The organism is Micromonospora sp. WMMD1076 (assembly GCF_029581475.1).
Classification (GTDB): domain Bacteria; phylum Actinomycetota; class Actinomycetes; order Mycobacteriales; family Micromonosporaceae; genus Micromonospora; species Micromonospora aurantiaca.
This window is the reverse complement of sequence record NZ_CP120862.1, coordinates 3,707,849-3,727,005: the sequence shown is the minus strand read 5'-3', so window position 1 is coordinate 3,727,005 and position 19,157 is coordinate 3,707,849. Positions and strand designations below refer to the sequence as shown.

Sequence of the window (19,157 nt, the reverse complement as noted above, 5' to 3'; positions counted from 1 at the left end):
TCAGTTCGCTCCTGCGTTCTCGGGGGTGTACGGCTCGGCCATCGCCACGGCGATCTTGCGGGGACCGGTGAACGGCTCCCGGCCGTGCGCGGCGGTCATGTTGTCCACCACCAGCACGTCGTCGCGCCGGTAGTCGAAGCGAACGGTCGCGGCCCGGTAGGCGGCGCGCAGGTGGTCCATGACGTCGGCGGGGATCTCGCCGCCGTCGCCGTAGTAGGTGTTCGACGGCAGCCCGTCGGCGCCGAACATGGCCAGCAGCCCCTCCTGGTAGTCCTTCGGCAGGGTGCTGAGGTGGAAGAAGGTGGCGTGGTTGAACCAGCGCGGGGTGTCCGAGCCGGGCCGGTGGTGCACCACGTCGCGGACCGCGCGGGTACGCAGGCCGTCCTTGCCGACCCACTCCACTGTGATCCCGTTGTCCGCCGCGTACGCCTCGACCTCGGCGCGGCTCTCGGTGTTGAACACCTCCTGCCAGCGGGTGCCGAAGTCGCCGTGGAAGTTGCGCACCAGCATCCACCGGCGGCTGACGAACTCCTCGCGGACCGCCGGGTCGATCAGCTCGTACACCCGGCGCACGTCGGCCAGCGGCGTGGCGCCCTGGCTGTCCGGCGGCGTGACGCAGTAGAAGAACAGCGTCAGCGGCCAGCGCGCCTGGTACGAGTTCTCGTTGTGCAGGAAGATCTCCTCGTCCGGCGGGTAGTCGGTCGAGGTGTAGACCCGGCCCTTGATGGAGTGCCGGGGCGAGGAGCGCTCGGTGTAGGTCAGCGGCTCGCCGGCGAGTGCGCGGACGGCCTGGTCGAAGCCGTCCACGCCGCCCACGTCGAAGCCGCGGAACAGCAGCCCTCCGCTGGTGACGAGGGTGTCCCGCAGCTCGGCACGCCGGGCCGTGATCAGGTCGGTCAGCGCCCGGCCGTCGCTCTCGACGACCACCGGCAGCGTCGTGGTTGTCTCGCTCATGGTGCGGTGTCTCCTGGTTCTGGTCGGGGATGTCAGCCGCGGGGCAGCCGCGGGATGGCCGGGATCGCCGCCGGGGCGGCCGGTGCGTCGGCGGGCGCCTCGGCGCGCAGCTCCTCGATCCGGGCGGCCAGGCCGGCCACCGTGGGGGTCTCGAAGAGGCTGCGCATCGGCAGCCGTACGCCTGTCGCCTTGCGCATGGCGGCGATGAGCTGCACGGCCACCAGCGAGTTGCCGCCGAGGGCGAAGAAGTCGTCGTCCACGCCGACATCGGTGACGCCGAGACCGTCGCGCCACACCTGGGCGATCGTCTTCTCCAGCTCGGTGCCGGGCGCCGCCGAGCCGCCGCCGGTGACCCCGGCCGGGCCGGCCGGCGCGTCGGTCTCCTCGGCGAGGCTGTCGGTGGTGACCCGGGCCGCCCGGCGCCGGATGTCGGCGACGGTGCGGGTGCTGATCACCACCTGGGCGCCGAGGCCGGCGGCGAGGCTGCGGCGGAACGCCTCCGCGCCGTCGACCGGGCGGATGTCCTCGGTGACCGACGCCGGGGCGTCACCGTCCGCCGCCGGGTTCTCGGCCAGGTTGCCGGTGACCGCGTCCTGGTCGACCCGGCGCAGCACGAAGTCGCTGATCGCGACCAGCTCCCGCCCGTCCGGGTCGCGCAGCGACAGGTCGGCGGCGACCACCTCGTCGGTGGCGGCGGGCCGGTGCCGCAGGTGACTGTGGAACGTCGCCGGCAGCGCGCCGCGCACCACGATCCGGCCGTACGACAGCGGCAGGTAGGTGCCGGAGCCCTGGCCTCGGCCGAACGCGGTGGCCACGTCCAGCAGTGCCGGGTGCATGCCCCAGGAGGGCAGGTCGCCGAGCGCGGCGGCGGGCGCCTGCACCCGGGCCAGTTCCTCGCCGTCGGCGAGGTGGTGCTCGGCCAGCGCCGCCCAGCGCGGCCCGAACGTGAGCATGCTGGTGCGTCCCCGGCCGAACGAGGCGTCGTCGTCGACCCGCCGCCCGGCCACAGCGGGCACGGCGGCCAGCGGGGCCGCGTCGGTGGTCCACCCGGCGGTGCCGCGTACGTGGGTGCGCGCCTGGCCCGCGGCGAGGCTGGCGACTGTGAAGTCGGTGCCGTCCTCGGCCGGGGTCAGCTCGACCCGGTACTGGGCCACGGTGCCGTCCGGCACCGAGAACGGCTCCAGGAACACCACGTCCCGCAGTTCCACGGCGGCGTCAGGCCCCGGCGCGGGCAGCGCGGCGACCACGGCGGCGCGCACCGACTCCAGGTGGGCGGTGCCCGGCACCACAGGCACCCCGCCGATCCGGTGCTCGTCGAGCAGCCAGTGGGTGTCGGCCGAGACCAGGCCGTGCAGCACCGTGCCGTCCGGGCCGGTGACCATCGTGGTGAGCACCGGGTGGGCGACCGCCGTGGTCACGGTGTCCCGCCCGGCGGCCCGGAACGCGGCCGGCGCGGCGGTCTCCACCGCCATGCCGACCTCGGCCCAGCCGCCCCAGTTCTGCGACACCACCGGCGCGCGGAACCCGGTGCCCGAACGCGCGAACGCGTCCAGGAAGTTGTTCGCGGCGCAGTAGTCGACCTGGCCGAACCCGCCGATCACCGCGGTGATCGAGGAGCAGAGCACCACGAAGTCCAACGGCAGGTCGCCGAACACCCGGGCCAGCGCCAGGGTGCCGGCCAGCTTCGGGGCCAGCACGCGCCGCGCCTCGTCGCGCTCCTTCACCTCGGCCATGCCGCCGCCGGGCAGACCGGCGGCGTGCACGATGCCGTCCAGCCCGCCGAACCGGCGCTCCGCCTCGTCGCGGACCCGGCGCAGGTCGTCGGCGTCGGTGACGTCCGCGGCGAGCACCAGCACCTCGGCGCCCGCGGCCTCCATCCGGCGGATCGCCGCGATGGCCCGCCCGGCCCGGTCGGCGCCGCCGTGCACCGCGAGGTGCGCGTCCCACTCGTCCCGCTCGGGCAGCCCGGAACGGGCCAGCAGCACCAGCTTGGCGCGGACCCGGCGGGCGAAGTCCTCGGCGAGGGTGACGCCGATGCCGCCGAGACCGCCGGTGATCAGGTAGCGGCCCTCCTCGCGCAGCACGCCCGGCTCGTCCTCGGCGGCAACTGTGACCTGCTCGTAGCCGGCCAGCCAGCGGCGGTCGCCGCGCAGCGCCACCTCCGGGTGCTCGGCGTCGACCGGGCTGCGCAGCTCGGCCACCAGGGCGGCGACGCCACGCGCGGCCGGGTCGGTGTCGAGCAGCCGCACGCTCAGGCCGGGCAGCTCGGCCGGGAGCACCCGGGCCAGGCCGGCCAGCGTGGCGTGCTCGGGGCGGGTCAGGTCGTCGCCGCGTACGTCGCCGATGCCGGCGGTGACCAGGTCCAGGCGTACGCCCGCCTCGTCGGCCGTCACACCGGCGCCGGCCAGGGCCTGCACCAGGTGCAGCGCGCCGAAGAAGCCGCGCTCCTGCGCCGCCCAGGCGGCCGCCGCGTCGGTGCCGGCCGGGTCGCCGTCGAGCGCGAACGCGTGCACGATCCGCCGGGGCAGGTCGGCCCCGAGCGCGGCGACCAGTTCCTCGGCGTCGGCGCGTACGCCGGGGCGCAGCCGGAAGCCGTTCGCGGTGGCGGTGAACGCCTCGCCGGCGCGTACCTCGACCGGGTCGTCGCCGGCGGCGCGCAACGCGGCCACGAGCGCCTCGCCGCGCGGACCGTCGGCCAGCACCAGGCAGCGGCCCAGCGGCTCGGCCGTGCGGACCGGCGGGGCCTGCCGCCACGCCGGCACCGCGAACCACTCCGGCAGCGGGCGCGGGCCGGTCTCGGCGGGCGCCGCGGCGGCCTCCTGCTCCGGGTCCGGGTCGATCCAGTAGCGGCGCCGCTCGAACGGGTACGTGGGCAGCGGCACCCGCCGCGCGTGCGGGTCGGCCGGTACTTTCACCGCCACCCCGGCGCACCACAGCGCGCCGGCCGTGCCGAGCAGCGCGGCCAGGTCACCGGTCTGCTCGCCGGGGCCGGGCATGCTGCCCAGCGGGGTCAGCGCGCGCTGCGCCTCACCGGCCTTGGCGACCTGCATCCGGGCCAGGTTGGCCAGTTGCCGGCCGGGGCCGCACTCGACGAGCGCCCAGGTGCCCTCGGCGAGCAGCGTCGCCACGCACGCGCCGAAGCGGACCGGGCGGCGCAGGTGCGCGGCCCAGTACGCCGGGTCGGTGGCCTGCGCCTCGGTGATCCAGGTGCCTGTCACGTTCGAGACGAACGGCACCGCCGGGGCGCGCAGCGGCACCGTGGCCATCAGCGCGGTGAACTCGTCCAGGATCGGGTCCATCATCGGCGAGTGGAACGCGTGCGAGGTGCGCAGCACCTTCGACTTGTTCTTGCCGCCGAGGCTCGCCGCGAACTCCTCGACGAGCGCCGTCTCACCGGCGACCACGCAGGTGCCGGGGCCGTTGACAGTGGCCATCGACAGGCCCTCGGGCAGCTTGCCGGTCACCTCCGACTCGTCGAGCGTGACCGCCAGCATCGAACCGGCGGGCAGGGAGTGCATGAGCCGGCCCCGGGCGGCCACCACGCGCAGCGCGTCGGCGAGGTCGAGCACCCCGGCGACCGTCGCGGCGACGTACTCGCCGATGGAGTGGCCGGTCATCGCGGCCGGGGTGACACCGGCGGCCCGCCAGGCGGCGGCGAGGGCGTACTCGACTGTGAACAGGGCGGGCTGGGTGTAGCGGGTCTCGGTGAGCTTGTCCGCCGCCTCCGGGTCGCGGTCGAGGATCAGATCGCGGATGTCCAGGCCCAGCTCGGGGCGGAGCAGTTCGGCGCACTCGTCGACGGCGGCGGCGTACGCGCCGTCCTGCGCGTACAGTTCGGCGCCCATCCCGGCGTACTGCGAGCCCTGGCCGCTGAACAGGAACGCCACCCGGGGCGCGGGGCCGTCGGCGACGCCCCGGTGGCCCTTGCGCCGCTCGCGCAGCGCGGCGGCGGCGGACACCGGGTCACCGGCGACCACAGCGGTGCGGTGGGCGTACACCTGGCGGCCGACGCGCAGCGTGTGCGCCACGTCGGCGAGCGCCACGTCGCTGCCGTTCTGCAGGTGTTCGGCGAGCCGCCGCACGGCGGTGTCCAGCGCGGTCGGCGTCTTCGCCGACACCTGGAGCAGGTGCGCCGGGCGGACGGACGGCTCGTGCCGGCCCGCGGCCGGAGCCTCCTCCAGCACCACGTGCGCGTTGGTGCCGCCGATGCCGAAGGAGCTGACGCCGGCCCGGCGCGGTCCGCCGTCGGTGTCCCACTTGGTCAGCGTGTTCGCCATGTAGAACGGGGTGTCGGCGAAGTCGATGGCCGGGTTCGGCGTCTCGTAGTTGATGGTCGGCGGGATCAGCCCGTGCTCCATCGCCAGCACCGTCTTGATCACGCTGACGATGCCGGAGGGCTGGCTGAGGTGGCCGATGTTCGACTTCACCGAGCCGATGCCGCACCAGCCGCGCTCGTCGGTGTCATTGGTGTAGACGGCGGACAGCGCGGCGACCTCGATCGGGTCGCCGAGCGCGGTGCCGGTGCCGTGCGCCTCCACGTAGCTGATGCTGCGCGGGTCGACGCCGGCCAGCTCGACGGCCTGGGCGACGGCCTCCATCTGCCCGTCGATGCTGGGGGCGGTGAAGCCGACCTTCCCGGCGCCGTCGTTGTTGATCGCGTTACCGAGCACGACCGCGCGGATGGTGTCGCCGTCGGCGATCGCGTCGGAGAGCCGCTTGAGCAGCGTCACCCCGACGCCGCTGCCCCACACGGTGCCGTTCGCTCCGGCGTCGAACGGCCGGCACCGCCCGTCCGGCGAGGTGAAGCCGTCCATGCCGAGGTAGCCGATGTGCGGCAGCTCGATGTTGACGCCGCCGGCCAGTGCCATGTCGCACTCGCCGTTGCGCAGCGCCTCGCAGGCCAGGTGGAACGCGACCAGCGAGGTGGAGCAGGCGGTGTGCACGGTCAGGCTGGGGCCGCGCAGGTCCAGCCGGTACGACACGTTCGTGGCCACGTAGTTCGGCGAGTTGCCGGTGGCCAGCGAGACGGCGCCGTGCGGGTTGCCGCCGACCCGCTTGTTGCGCATCACGTTGCGGTGCAGGTACGTGTTGCCACCGGTGCCGGCGTACACGCCGACCGCGCCGTCGTAGCGGCCCGGGTCGTAGCCGGCGTCCTGCAACGCGGTGTAGCAGGTCTCCAGGAACAGCCGGTGCTGCGGGTCGGTGATCTCGGCCTCGCGGGCGGTCATCCCGAACAGGCCGGCGTCGAACTCGTCGTAGCCGTCCACCAGCGGGGCGCGGTTGACCCAGCCCGGGTCGTCGACCTCATCGGGGCGGGCGCCGCGGGCGAGCTGCTCCTCGCGGGTCAGTTCGGTCGCCGACTCCACGCCGTCGACCAGGTTGCGCCAGAACTCGTCGACGTCGGCCGCGCCGGGCAGGCGGGCGGCGAGCCCGACGATGGCGATGGGCTCGACGCCGTCGTCGGCGGGAATGTCGTTCTGCATGGGAGTTCCTTCATTCACAAGGGATGCGTCACGGGTGAGGTCGGCGAGGTGGCGGGGTACGGCGGGCGCGGCCCCGCCGGGCGGCGGCGCGCATCGCGGCGCGGGCCAGCTCCGGCCGGTCGGCGGCCCCGTCGAGGCTGGCGGCGAGCGCCCGCACGGTCGGGTGGCGGAACAGGTCGAGCATGGTGATCGAGCGGCCGGTGGCCTCGGTGAGGCGGGCGTGCACGGAGGCCAGGGCCATCGAGTGGCCGCCGATGTCGAAGAAGTTGTCGCTCACGCCCACCGCGTCGCGGCCGAGCACGTCCCGCCAGATCCCGGCGATCAGCTCCTCGGTCGCGGTGAGCGCGTCCGACCCGGCGGGCAGCGGCGCGCGGGCCGGTTCGGCAGTGGCGACGGTCATCGCGCCGAGCGCCGCGACCCGTACCGCCGGGCGGGGCAGCTCGGGCGCGACCTCGGCGGCCGGTGCGTCCGGGTCGGCGGCGAGCGCGCCGACCAGGGCGGCCAGGTCGGCCAGGAGCGCGGTGATCCGCTCGCCCTCGAACAGGTCCGGGTTGTGCACCACCTCGACGCCGGCCCGCCCGTCGCGCTCCACCACGTAGACGGTCAGGTCGAACGGCGATCCGGGCTTGGGCACCGGCACCGGCTCGACGGCCAGGCCGGTCAGCGTCAGCCGGGGCGCGACGAAGTTGAGCACGTTGAACAGCACCTGCACCAGCGGGGCGCGGGAGGTGTCCCGGCCCACGCCGAGCGCCTCGACGACGCGTTCCAGTGGCGCGCCCGGGTGGGCGGTGACCTCGTGCAGCTCGGCGGCGGCCCGGTCGACCTGCTCGGCGAAGCTCGCGCCGCCGGAGCGGACCCGCACCGGCACGGTGTCGATGAAGAACCCGATCACCTCGTCGAACGCGGCCAGCCGCCGGTCGGCGACGATCGCGCCGAGCACGTGCTCGTCGCCGCCGGTGACCCGGCGCAGCAGCTCGCCGAACGCGGCCAGCAGCACCGCCGCGACAGTGGTGCCGCGCCGGCCGGCCAGCTCGCGCACGGCCCGGTCGGCGGTCTCGTCCAGCCGCACCGCGGCCTCCGCGCCGGCATACGTCTGCACGGCCGGGCGGGGACGGTCGCGGGGCAGGTCCAGCACTGTGGGCGCGCCGGCCAGGTGCGCGGTCCACCAGGCCAGGTCCGTCTCGCCCCGGCGCCGGTCCCGGTCGGCGCGCCACACCGCGTAGTCGGCGTACGTGGCGGGCAGCGGTGGGCGGCCCGGCACCGACCGGCCGAGCGCGCGGGCGTACGCGAGCGCCAGCTCGTCGTAGAGCAGCGCCTCGGACCAGCCGTCGAAGACCGCGTGGTGCACGGTGACCGCGAGCACGTGTTCCTCGGCGGCGAGCCGGAACACGGTCACCTGCCAGGGCGGGCCGGTGGCCAGGTCGAACGCGTGCCCGGCACCGGCCGCGAGCATGCCGGCCAGTTCGGTGTCCGGGTCGGCGGCGACGGTCAGGTCCACCACGGGCACCGCGACGTCGGTGGGCTCCTCGCGGACCGCGTACGGCACGCCGCCGTTCTGCGGGATGCGCCAGCGCAGCACGTCGTGCCGTTCGGCCACGGCCCGCAGCGCGGCGCCGAGCGCGGTGACGTCCAGCGGCCCGCGCAGCCGGTGCGCGACGGCGATGTTGTACGGCGCGCTGGACGGCGCGAGCTGGTCCATGAACCACAGCCGCCGCTGCGGCGGGGACAGCGTCGGCGGGTTGCCGGTGGTCAGCCCGTCGGCGTCGGCGGGGTCGGCGGCGCGGACCCGGTCCACCAGTGCGGCGAACGTGCGGTCGGCGAACAGCACCCGCGTGTCCACCTGCCGGCCCAGCTCCGCGCGCAGCGCGGCGACCAGCCGCATCGCGGCGACGGAGTTGCCGCCGGCGGCGAGGAAGTCGCTGTCCGGGGCGGGCGCGGCGCCGAGCAGCCGGGTCCAGATCCGCCGGACCGCCGCCGTTACCGGGTCGTCGTCGGCGGGCGCGGCGGCGACTGCGGCCGGGGCGGCCGCGGCCAGCTCGCGCAGCGCCGGCCGGTCCAGCTTGCCGGTGGTCGCGCTGACCGGCAGCGCGTCCAGCCGCACCGTCCGGGCGGGCAGCATCGCCGTGGTCAGCCGCGTCCGCGCGTACGCCCGCAGTTCGTCGTCGTCCGGCGCGCCGGCCGGGGTGAGGAACGCGACCAGCTCGGCGCCGGCCGGGCCGGGTACCGCCTCCACCGCGACGCGCTCGACGCCCGGGTGGGCGGCCAGCACCGCTTCGATCTCGCCCAGCTCGATGCGCTGGCCGCGGACCTTCACCTGCCGGTCGGCGCGGCCGAGGTAGACGATCCGGCCGTCCGGGCCCTGCCGGACCAGGTCACCGGTGCGGTAGAGCCGCTCGCCGGGAGCCTCGCCGAACGGGTCGGGCACGAACCGCTCGGCGGTCAGGCCGGGCCGGTTGAGGTAGCCGTCGGCCAGGCCGGGCCCGCCGATCAGCAACTCGCCGGTCTCCCCCGCCGGCACCGGGCGCAGGTCGGCGTCGACCACGTACGCCCGGTGGTTGGGCAGCGGCCGGCCGATCGGCATCGGGTCGGTGTCGGCCGGGGCGAGGTCGCAGGTGACCGCCAGCACGGTGGTCTCGGTCGGGCCGTAGCCGTTGAGGAACCGCCGGCCGGGCGCCCAGCGGGCGACCAGCTCGGCCGGAACCGCCTCGCCGCCGCAGAGCAGCACCCGCCACGACGGGAACCCGGCCGGGTCCAGCAGCGACAGCACGGTCGGGGTGATGAAGCCCCAGGTGACCTCGTGCTCTTCGACGAACCGGGCCAGCCGCACCGGGTCGGCCCGGTCGCCGGCGCCGAGCAGTTGCACCGCGCCGCCGAGCGTGAGCGGCACGAACAGGTCCATGGTGGCCGCGTCGAAGCCGAGCGAGGCGATGCCGAGGCTGCGGACCGAGGCGTCGGCGCCGGTCAGCGCGCTCACGCCGGTGACGAACTCGACGGCGTTGCGGTGGGTGGTCAGCACGCCCTTCGGGCGGCCGGTGGAACCGGAGGTGAACAGCACGTACGCCGGGTCGCCGGGGCGGGCCGGGCAGGGCGCGAGCGGGGCCGGGCCGGGCAGGCCGAGCGCCGTCACGCCGGGTTCGTCGCCGAACTCGGCCACCGCCGCGTCACCGACCACCACGCGAACACCCGCGTCGCGGGCGATGCCGCGCAGCCGGGCCCGGGGGCCGCCCGGCTCCAGCGGCACGTACGCGGCGCCGGCCAGCAGCACGCCGACCACTGTGACCACCAGGTCCGGGGTACGCGCGCCACACACGCCGACCCGGTCGCCCCGGCCGACGCCCTGCTCGCGCAGTGCGGCGGCCACACCGGCGGCCCGGTCGACGAGCTGCCGGTAGGTGAGCCGGGTGTCCCACTGGCGCACCGCCACCGCGTCCGGGGTACGGGCCGCCTGCGCGGTGACCAGGTCGGCCAGGGTGGCGTCCGGCCACTGCAGGTCCGGACCGTGGACGGCGCTGACGGTCAGGGTGTCGGTCACCGGAGTGCTCCAAGGTGCTCGGCCGGGTCGGTGATCTGGAGGCGCAGTTCGCTGACGTAACCGCGCCCCCGGGCGTCGGGCACCCACGCCTCGGTGGGTGCGGGCAGCAGTTCGGAGACCACCACCGGCACGTCCGGGCCGGTACGCAGCGCGGCGTCGACCATCGCGCACAGCGACTGCGCGTACAGCGGGCCGGTCAGGTCCACGTAGCAGGGCTTGATCTCGGTGCCGACCTTGACGAAGACCCGCTCCGGCAGGCCGGTCTCGGCGCGCCAGCGGCGTACCGCCAGGTAGCGGGCGGTCTCGTCGGAATGGCCGCCCAGCCCGCACGCCCCGGCCGTGGTGCGCCAGGTACGCCGGGCCACGACCAGCCGGTCGATGGTGATGCGGGGCGTGTGCGCGGCGGCGCCGAGCAGCTTGAACGCGTCCAGCAGCAGCGAGCCGAGCAGCGTGGCGAACACCTCCATCAACGGCCAGCGGGCACCGTCGGGGAAGACAGCGGTGAGCGTGTCGCCGGTGCGCTCGACCAGCACCGTGGTGGCCGGGACGAGGCGGTCCACGTCGGCGCCGTGCGCGGTGTCGATACCGAGCTGGCGGTCCGCCGGACCGGTCAGCGCGTACGTGGTGCGGGTGGTGCGGCGGGGGAAGCTGTCCGGCCAGAGCACCCGCAGCCGGGCCGGGCCCAGGTCGGCGTCGAGGTCGGCGCGCAGCGCGGCCGGGTCCGGGTGGAACGGGCTGAGCACCGCGCTGTCGAACGCCACCGAGGCCGGGTGCAGCTCGCCGAGCACCAGCAGGAAGTCGCCGCGCTCGACGGCCTCCGGCGAGGCGGCACTGAGCTGCACGTCGGGGTTGTGCAGCCGGGCCGACGGCCAGCCGGGCCGCTCGGCCGGGAAGAGTTCCCGGGCCCGTTCGGTCAGGTCCGCGGCGCGCAGCCGCAGCTCCGCCTGCCCCTCGGGCAGGTCGGCCAGGCCGAACAGCTCGGCCCAGCGTGCGGTCAGCGTGGCGCCGGCCCGGCCGATCGGACCGTCCGGGGCCACGAGCGTGCCCTGGGCCAGCAGCCACAGGTCGGCCAGCCGCACCGGCTCGCCGTCGGCGGCCAGTTCCTCGTGCAGCTCGGTGAAGAGGTCGCCGCAGCGCGCGGCGACCTCGCCGGTGAACCAGCGGGCGGTACGCAGCACCACCGCCATCGGCTCGGCGAGCGCGTCGATCACCGCCGACCCGATCCGGAACTCCAGGTCGCGGGCGGTCTCCTCGTAGCAGACCGTGCGGGCGGCGTACATCTGTCCGCTGTGCCGGGTGGCCGGACGGCCGGTGACTGCGGTGAACTCGGCGTTGAGCGCGGCGAGCGCGGCGCCGAGCCGGTCCGGGTCGCCGGCCGCGGCGGCCACCTCGTCACGGGCGGCGCGCAGCCGGCCGAACTCGGCCGCCGTCGCGGCACGGACCGCCTGGTCGCCGATCGCGGCGATCCGCGCGGCCAGCACCTGCTCGGCGTCCGGCGCGACCGGCAGGTTCGCGCCCCAGCTGAGCTGCCCGCGTTCCACCCACCGGTCCAGCAGCAGGTAGACGTCGTCGGCGCCGTGCACCTCGCCGGCGTCGTGCAGCCGCTCCGCCAGCTCCACCGCGGGCGTCCGCCCGTCGCAGGCGCCGAGCACCAGCGCCTCGACCGGGGTCAGCGCGATCGGCGGGTGCAGCGGCCAGCGCAGCTCCCGCCCGGCGACGGTCAGGTGCGGTTGCAGCGCGGGCGCCCACCAGCGGCGGACCGCCAGGTCGTCGGCGAGCCGGTCGGCGTACGCGATGAGCGCCCACGCCTCGAAGTACACCCGCCGCCGGTGCACGAGCAGGTCACCGGGTGCGGTGCGCACGCCGCGCTGCGAGGTGTCGAACGTGCCCCAGCAGACCGGGCCGAAGAAGCCGATGGTCTCGGCCTTGCCGCAGTAGCGCTGCCAGTAGCGCAACAGGCTCAGCTCGCGCTTGCGCCGGCGCACGTTGCGGACCTGCGGGTCGGTGCGCAGCAGCCCGTCGAGCGCGATGAGCATGTCCGGGTTCTGCCAGGTCACCGCCTCGCGCAGCAGCGGGTCGGCGGCCAGCTCGCCGGCCACCGCCGAGGACTCGGCGAACGCGTCGCCCAGCGCCTTGCCGAACACCTCGGGGCTGGTGTCGCCGGCGAGCAGCGCGTCCGCGGCGGCGGCGCAGTCCGGCGCGGCGAACCGGTCCAGCCCGGCAGCCGGGAACCCGGCGGTACGCAGGACCACGTCCCGCCACACCGACCAGCCGGTGTCGCCCAGGGGCAGCAGGTGGCTCACCGGTGGTCCTCCCGCCGGGCGTCGGTGATGTGCAGGCGCAACTCGCTGAAGTAGCGGCGGCCCTGTCCGTCGGGCACCCACGCCTGCTCCGGTGCGGGCAGCATCTCGCTGACCGTGAACGACACGTCGTCGCCGCCGTCGACCCGGGCGGCGCGCACCATCGCGCAGAGCGTGGTGGCGAACGCCGGCGCGGCCAGGTCCACGAAGCAGGGCTTGGTCTCGGTGCCGAGCTTGACGTACACCTGCTCGGGCAGGCCGAGGCGGCGGCGCCAGTCCCGGACGGCGAGGAACCGGTCCCGCTCGCCGTCGGGTACGGCGAGGCCGCTCTCACCCACAGTGGTCCGCCACGTCCGCCGGGCCAGCACCAGCCGGTCCACTGTGATCCGGGGCGTGTACGGCGCGGCGGCGACCAGCTTGAACCCGTCCACGGCGTGCGCGCTGAGCGGCTCGGCGAAGACCTCGACGAGTGGCCAGCGCTGCCCCTCCGAGGCGGTGGCGACCAGTTCGCCGTCCACCTCGTCGACGACCAGGTCGACTGTGGGCAGCACGCGGGCCGGGTCGGCGCCCGGGGCGTCGAGGAACGCCAGGTGCCTGTCGGTCGGCCCGGTCAGCGACTCGGCGGTACGGCTGGTGCGCCGCGGCCAGTCGGCCGGGAACAGCAGCCGCACCCGCCGCTGCCCCATGTCCACCGCGAGCGCCTCGCGCAGCCGTTCGACGTCCGGGTGCGACGGGGTGAACACCGCGCAGTCGAACGACGACCAGGCGGCGTGCAGCTCACCGAGCACCACGGTGTAGTCGCCGCGCCGCAGCGCGTCCGCGTCGGTGGCACAGATCTGCAGGTCGGGGCTGTGCATGGCGGCGTTGGACCACTCCGGGCCGTCGCCGGGGAACACCGCGTCGATCCGGCCGGCGAGGTCGGCCGCGCGCAGCCGTACGTCGGTGGTGCCGGCGGGCAGCGTGTCCAGGCCGAACAGTCCGGCCCACCGGGCCGCGAAGTCCGCCGCGACCGCGTCGACCGGCCGGTCCCCGTCGCCCCAGAACATCCCCTGGGCCAGGAACCACAGGTCGGCCAGCGGCACCGGGCCGCCGGACTCGGCGCGCAGTTCCTCGTACAGGCTGCGCAGCACGTCCAGGTAGGCGCGGGCGAGCGCGTTGGCCAGCCAGCGGGCGGCGCGCAGCAGCACGTCGAGCGGGGCGGCCAGTTCGGCCAGCAGCGGCGCGCCGAACACCACGTCGAGGTCCCGGGCGCTGTCCTCGTAGCAGACCGTGCGGCCGGCGTACATCTGCCCGGCCCGGCGCACCGCGGGCACGCCGGTCAGCTCGGTGAACGTGGCGTCGAGGGCGTCCAGGGCGGTCCGCAGCCGGTCCGCGTCACCGGCCGCGGCGGCGACGTCGTCGCGGGCGGCGCGCAGCCGGTCGAACCCGGCGCGGGCGGCGGCGCGGGCCGGCTCGTCGCCGATCGCGTCGATCCGGTCGGCCAGCACCCGCTCGGCGTCCGGGCTCACCGGCAGGGCCGCGTCCCAGGTGATCAGTTCCCGCTCGACCAGCCGGTCGAGCAGCGCGTAGCCGTCCTCCGGGCGGCGCAGCCCGATCGCCGGGTCGGCGACCAGGTCGGCGGCGGCGCGCCGGCCGTCGGCCGCGCGCAGCAGCGCGGCCTCGACCGGGGTCAGCGTCAGCGGCGGGCGGCCGGGCCGCAGCACGTCGCGGTCCCGGACGGTCAGGTGGGCCCGCAGCATCGGCGGCCACCACCGGCGCACCGCCAGGTCCGCGCCGATCCGTTCGGCGTACGCGGACAGCGCCCACGACTCGAACCACACCCAGCGCCGCCGGGTCAGGCTGTCGCCGGGGTTGACTCGGGCAACCTCCGGCTGTGCGGGATCGACTGTGACCCAGCAGCTGGGGCCGAAGAAGCCCACGGTCTCGTTCTTGCCGCAGTAGCGCTGCCAGTACTTCAGCAGCGCCCGTTCCCGGTCGCGGCGGCGCACGTTGCGGGCCGCGTCGGGGCCGCCGCGCACCAGCCCGTCGAACGCCACCAGCGCGCCCCGGTTCTGCCAGGTGACCGCCTCGCGCAGCAGCGGGTCGGCGGCCAGCTCGCTGAACCGCTGCGCGCCGGCGCGCAGCGCCTCCTCGAACTCCTTGGTGAACCGGTCCTCGCCGGCGCCGGTGGCCAGCAGCTCGTCGGCGGCAGCGGCGGCCCGGGGCGCGGTGAACAGCTCCAGCCCGTCGGCCGGGAAACCGGTGGTCCGCAGCACCGCGTCGTGCCACACCGACCAGCCGGTGCCGCCGAGCGGAACCCGGTGCGCGGCGCCGGCGGTCCCGCGACCGGCGGCGCGCACCGGGTCCGGACCCGCGTCCGGCGTGCCGGGGCGGGTGTCGGTGGGCGCGGCGGTCAGGTCGGCCCGGATCAGCGCGGCCAGCTCGGTCAGCCGGTCGTGCAGGAAGAAGTGCCCGCCGTCCAGCTCGTGCAGGGTGAACCCGGCCGCCGTGTGCTCGGCCCAGGCTGCGCTCTGCTCGCGGCTGACCGCCCGGTCGGTACGGCCGGCGAACACGACGATCGGTACCGGCAGCGGCTCGCCCGGCACGTGGCGGTAGTCGTCGACCCGGCCGAAGTCGGCGCGCAGCAGCGGCAGCAGCAGTTCCACCAGCTCGGGGTGGTCGAGCAGTTCGGCGGGTAGGCCGCCGCCCTCGCCGAGGCGGCGCAGCAGCTCGTCGTCGCCGGCCCGGGACAGCCCGTCGAACGGGCCGGGTGTGGCGACGTGCGGGGCGCGGGCGCCGCCGACGTAGAGCCGCAGCGGCAGCGGGCGGCCGGTCCGGCGCAGCTCACGGACCACGTCGAAGCCGAGCCGTCCGCCCATCGAGTGGCCGTAGATCGCGTACGGGCGGTCGGCACGGGAGGCGATGGCGTCGGTCACCTCGCCGACGCTGAAGCGCGGGTCCTCGGTGATCCGGTTCTCCCGGCCGGGCAGTTGCACCGGCACCACGTCGACGCTCGGACCGAACTCGGCCGCCCAGCGCCGGAACGCGCTGGCGCCCGCTCCGGCGTAGGGCAGGCAGAACAACCGCACCGGCGCCTCGGGTCGGCTTCCGGCGGAGACGAACCAGTTCACCGCGGACCTTTCTGCACGGGGTCGATCCAGTGCCGGCGGCGCTGGAACGGGTAGGTGGGCAGTCCGGCGCGCCGGACCGTGCCCTCGGGGTGCAGCGCGTGCCAGTCGACGTCGCGCCCGGCGACCCACTCGGCGGCCGTCTCGCGCAGCGGGCCGCCGTCACCGGCGATGCGGGCGTCGGTGTCCAGCAGCACGTCCAGCGCGGAGAGCGCGGCCGGCAGGTCGGCGGCGACCACCGCCGCCCGGTGGGCGAACGCCCGCCGGCCCAGCGCCAGCGTGGCGGCCACGTCGGACAGTGCCGGGGCGGCCCCGGCGAGGTGGCCGCGCAGGCGGGCCAGCACGGCCCGCAGCCCCGCCGGGGTACGCGCGGAGACCGGCAGCAGCCACGGTCCCCCGCCGGGCGGGTCGGCCGGCTCGGCGGGCGGCGGCTGTTCCACCACGACGTGCGCGTTGGTGCCGCCCAGGCCGAACGCGCTCACCCCGGCGACCCGGCGCGCGTCGTCCGGCCAGTCCCGCGCCTTGGTGGGCACGTAGAAGGGTCCGGCGGCCAGGTCGATCTCCGGGTGCGGTCGGGTGAAGTGCAGGTTCGGCGGGATAACACCGTGCCGGACGGCCAGCACCGCCTTGATCAGCCCGGCGATGCCGGCGGCGGCGTCGAGGTGGCCGATGTTGGTCTTCACCGAGCCGAGCGCTGTGGACTCGGCGGGCGCGGCGCCCGCGTACACCTCGTGCAGCGCGGCGACCTCGATGGCGTCGCCGAGAGGCGTGCCGCTGCCGTGGCCCTCGACGAAGCGGACCTCGCCGGGTGCGACCTCGGCGGTGGCGAGCGCGTTCGCGACGGCGGCAGCCTGTCCGGCCGGGCCGGGTACGGCGAAACCGGCCCGGTCCGGTCCGTCGTTGGTGACCGCCCAGCCCGGCAGGATCGCGTAGATGCGGTCGCCGTCGGCCTGCGCGTCGGCGAGCCGGCGCAACGCCACCACGCCCGCCCCAGAGCCGAAGCCGGAGCCGGCGGCGGCCTCGTCGAAGGCACGGCACCGGCCGTCGGGCGAGGCGAGCCCGCCCGCCCGGTGCCGGGGCCACATCACCGTCGACCCGCCGGCCAGCGCCAGGTCGCACTGGTAGTCGGCGAGGCTCTGCGCGGCCACGCACACCGCGACGAGCGAGCTGGAGCAGGCGCTCTGCACGGCCATCGCCGGGCCGGTCAGGCCGAGCCGGTAGGCCACCTGCCCGGGCAGGTGGTCGGTGAACTGGCGGCCGACGAGCCGGGCCTCCCAGTCGTCCGGGTCGACGTCGCCGACCACAGCCGGGTTGTCCATGAGGTGGAACAGGAAGTAGCGGTTGGCCGAGGTGGCGGCGTAGACGCCGACCAGCCCGGGGAAGCGCGCCGGGTCGTGCCCGGCGTCCTCCAGGGCCTCCCAGGCGGTCTCCAGGAACAGCCGGTGCTGCGGGTCGGTGCGGGCGGCCTCGTCGGCGCCGAAGCCGAAGAACTCGGCGTCGAAGTCGGCCACCCCGTCGAGCCGGCCGGTGGCGCGGACGTGCCGGGGGTCGGCGCGCAGGGCGGGGCCGACGCCGAGCGCGGCCAGTTCCTCGTCGGTGTGGTCGTGCACCGAGTCGACGCCGGTGCACAGGTTCCACCAGAACGTGGCCACGTCGGGCGCGCCGGGGAACCGCCCGGCGACGCCGACCACGGCGATCTCGTCGCCGGTGTACTCGCGGGCGGCGCGCACCGGCGCGGCGGGCGCGGGCAGCACCGGGGCGCGGACCGCCTCGGGCGGGGCGTCCAGCAGCGCCGCCTGGGCGGCGACGGTCGGGTGGTCGAACAGGCGCAGCATCGGCAGGCGTACGCCGAACCGCTCGGCGAGGCGCTGCTGCACCTGGCCCAGCAGCAGCGACTGCCCGCCCACATCGAAGAAGCTGGCCGTGCGGGCGACCGCGTCGCGGCCCAGCACCGCGCACCAGATGTCGTGCACGGCGCGTTCGGTGCCGGTGGCCGGGGCCTCCTCGGCGGGCACCTCGGTGACCGGGTCGGGCAGCGCACGCTCGTCGATCTTGCCGGTGACGGTGAGCGGGAACCCGTCGACCACCACGACCGCGCGGGGCACGGCGTAGTCGGGCAGCGCGGCGGTCAGCGCCGCGCGCAGCGCCGCCGGGTCCGGGCGGGCGCCGGCCGGGCGGGCATACGCGAGCAGCTCGCCGTCGCGCACGATCGCGCGGACGCCCGCCACGCCGGGCTGGGCGGACAGCACCGCTTCGATCTCGGTCAGCTCGACCCGGTGCCCGCGTACCTTGACCTGCCGGTCCAGCCGGCCGAGGCAGACCAGTTCCCCGCCGGGCAGCAGCCGGCCCAGGTCACCGGTGCGGTACGACAGCACCCCGTCGGCGTCGGCGCCGAACCGGTCGCTGTCCTGGTTGAGGTAGCCGGGGGCGAGGTGGCGGCTGCGGACCACGATCTCGCCGGTGTCCGGGGCGAGGTCCAGCCGGTAGCCGGGGAACGCGACGCCCACCGGCAGCGGCCCGCGGGCGTCCGGGTCCACCTCGGACAGCTGCTGCACGTGCCGGGCGGCGAACGTCATCTCGGTGGCGCCGTAGCCGTTGACGAGCACGCAGCCGGGGGCGAACCGGTCCCGGCCGCGGGCCGCGTCGGCCCAGGTGGCCTGCTCGCCGCCGAGCAGCACCGCCCGCACCGTGGGCAGCCGGCGCGCGCCGAGCGTGTCGAGCAGGAAGCGGTAGACAGTGGGCGTGCAGTGCAGCACCGTGGCGCGGTGCCGGTCGAGCTGGTCGACGGCGTGCGCGAGCCCTTGGCGGCGCAGGTCGACCGGGACGACGGCGGCGCCGGTGAGCAGCGCCGGGTAGAGGTCGGGGATGGCGGCGTCGAAGCTGAACGACGCGAGCAGGCTGAGCCGGTCGTCCGGGCCGACGCCGAGCGCGGCGATCTGGTTGTCGACGACGTGGGCCAGGTTGCGGTGGGTCTGCCCGACCGCCTTGGGCACGCCTGTCGAGCCGGAGGTGAACAGCACGTACGCCAGCGCGTCCGGGTCGGCCGCGACCGGGCGCAGCGGAGCCGGCGGCGCCTCGTCCAGCGCTACGACCGGCCGCCCGGCGGCCAGTGTGGACGCCAGGTCGCGGTGCTCGGCGGCGCAGGCCACGGCGGTGACCCCGGCGGCGTCGACCATGTGGCGCAGCCGGGCGACCGGGAAGCCCGGGTCCAGCGGAACATACGCGCATCCGCTCGCGAGGGCGCCGAGCATCGCCGCCACGGTCGGCGCACCGTGTGCGGTGAGCAGCGCGATCCGGTCTCCGGCGCGCAGGCCCGCGGCGGCGAACACGGCAGCGTGCCCGCCGGCCGCCCCGGTCAGCTCGGTGTACGTGACCTCGTGGGTCTCACCGAGAAGTGCCGGACGTCCGCCGTGTACCGCCGAGATCGCGCCGAAACGATTGATGATCATCGTCTCTGCCATGTCAGGAAGCGGGTTGCGCTCCACAGAGGGCAGGCAGGCGGCAATCGACGAATGTGATCATTGATCCCCCCCAGGACTTCACATTGAAAGCAGAATATGGCTCGATCCGTGCGCCGGAAGAGCGGCGATGAGGCTTGAGCCGAAGAGGGGACGGCACCTTGGAACCTCGGACGGAGGAAATCGTCCGATCATCCCTCTAGCGCGTAGACGTTTTTCAGCGTACGTGTCAACCGGCAAATTATTTTACGGTGAAAATACTTCCAGGCCGTGGAATCTTTCGCCGCCGCGGCCTCGGTGCCGCAGCTCAACCCGGATCGCGG

General features: G+C 75.8%; 6 protein-coding genes. All 6 read right to left on the bottom strand.

All coding sequences use genetic code 11. From position 1 onward, the window contains the following. Genes O7622_RS17660 through O7622_RS17635 form a run of 6 tightly spaced genes read right to left on the bottom strand, consistent with a single transcriptional unit; the run spans nucleotide 1 to nucleotide 18,837 of the window. A complete protein-coding gene (locus O7622_RS17660) occupies nucleotides 1-954 on the bottom strand; it encodes a TauD/TfdA family dioxygenase (RefSeq protein ID WP_282309269.1) in 954 nt (317 codons plus the stop codon). Between the two features lie 32 nt (nucleotides 955-986). Further along, the gene (locus tag O7622_RS17655) at nucleotides 987-6,437 is read right to left on the bottom strand and encodes a type I polyketide synthase (protein WP_282309268.1); all 5,451 of its coding nucleotides are present in this window, start codon (nucleotides 6,435-6,437) and stop codon (nucleotides 987-989) included. A 28-nt stretch (nucleotides 6,438-6,465) separates the two neighbouring features. Continuing rightward, nucleotides 6,466-9,969 (bottom strand): amino acid adenylation domain-containing protein, encoded by a 3,504-nt coding sequence (locus O7622_RS17650; RefSeq protein WP_282309267.1) that lies wholly within the window; start codon nucleotides 9,967-9,969, stop codon nucleotides 6,466-6,468. Further along, nucleotides 9,966-12,272 (bottom strand): lantibiotic dehydratase, encoded by a 2,307-nt coding sequence (locus O7622_RS17645; RefSeq protein ID WP_282309266.1) that lies wholly within the window; start codon nucleotides 12,270-12,272, stop codon nucleotides 9,966-9,968. The genes O7622_RS17650 and O7622_RS17645 overlap by 4 nt, the downstream gene beginning before the upstream one ends. Beyond that, nucleotides 12,269-15,379, bottom strand: coding sequence for a thioesterase domain-containing protein (locus O7622_RS17640; protein ID WP_282309265.1), 3,111 nt, complete (start codon nucleotides 15,377-15,379; stop codon nucleotides 12,269-12,271). Before O7622_RS17640 ends, O7622_RS17645 begins: the two co-directional genes overlap by 4 nt. Continuing rightward, nucleotides 15,376-18,837 (bottom strand): AMP-binding protein, encoded by a 3,462-nt coding sequence (locus O7622_RS17635; protein WP_282309264.1) that lies wholly within the window; start codon nucleotides 18,835-18,837, stop codon nucleotides 15,376-15,378. Before O7622_RS17635 ends, O7622_RS17640 begins: the two co-directional genes overlap by 4 nt. Nucleotides 18,838-19,157: the final 320 nt, after the last annotated feature.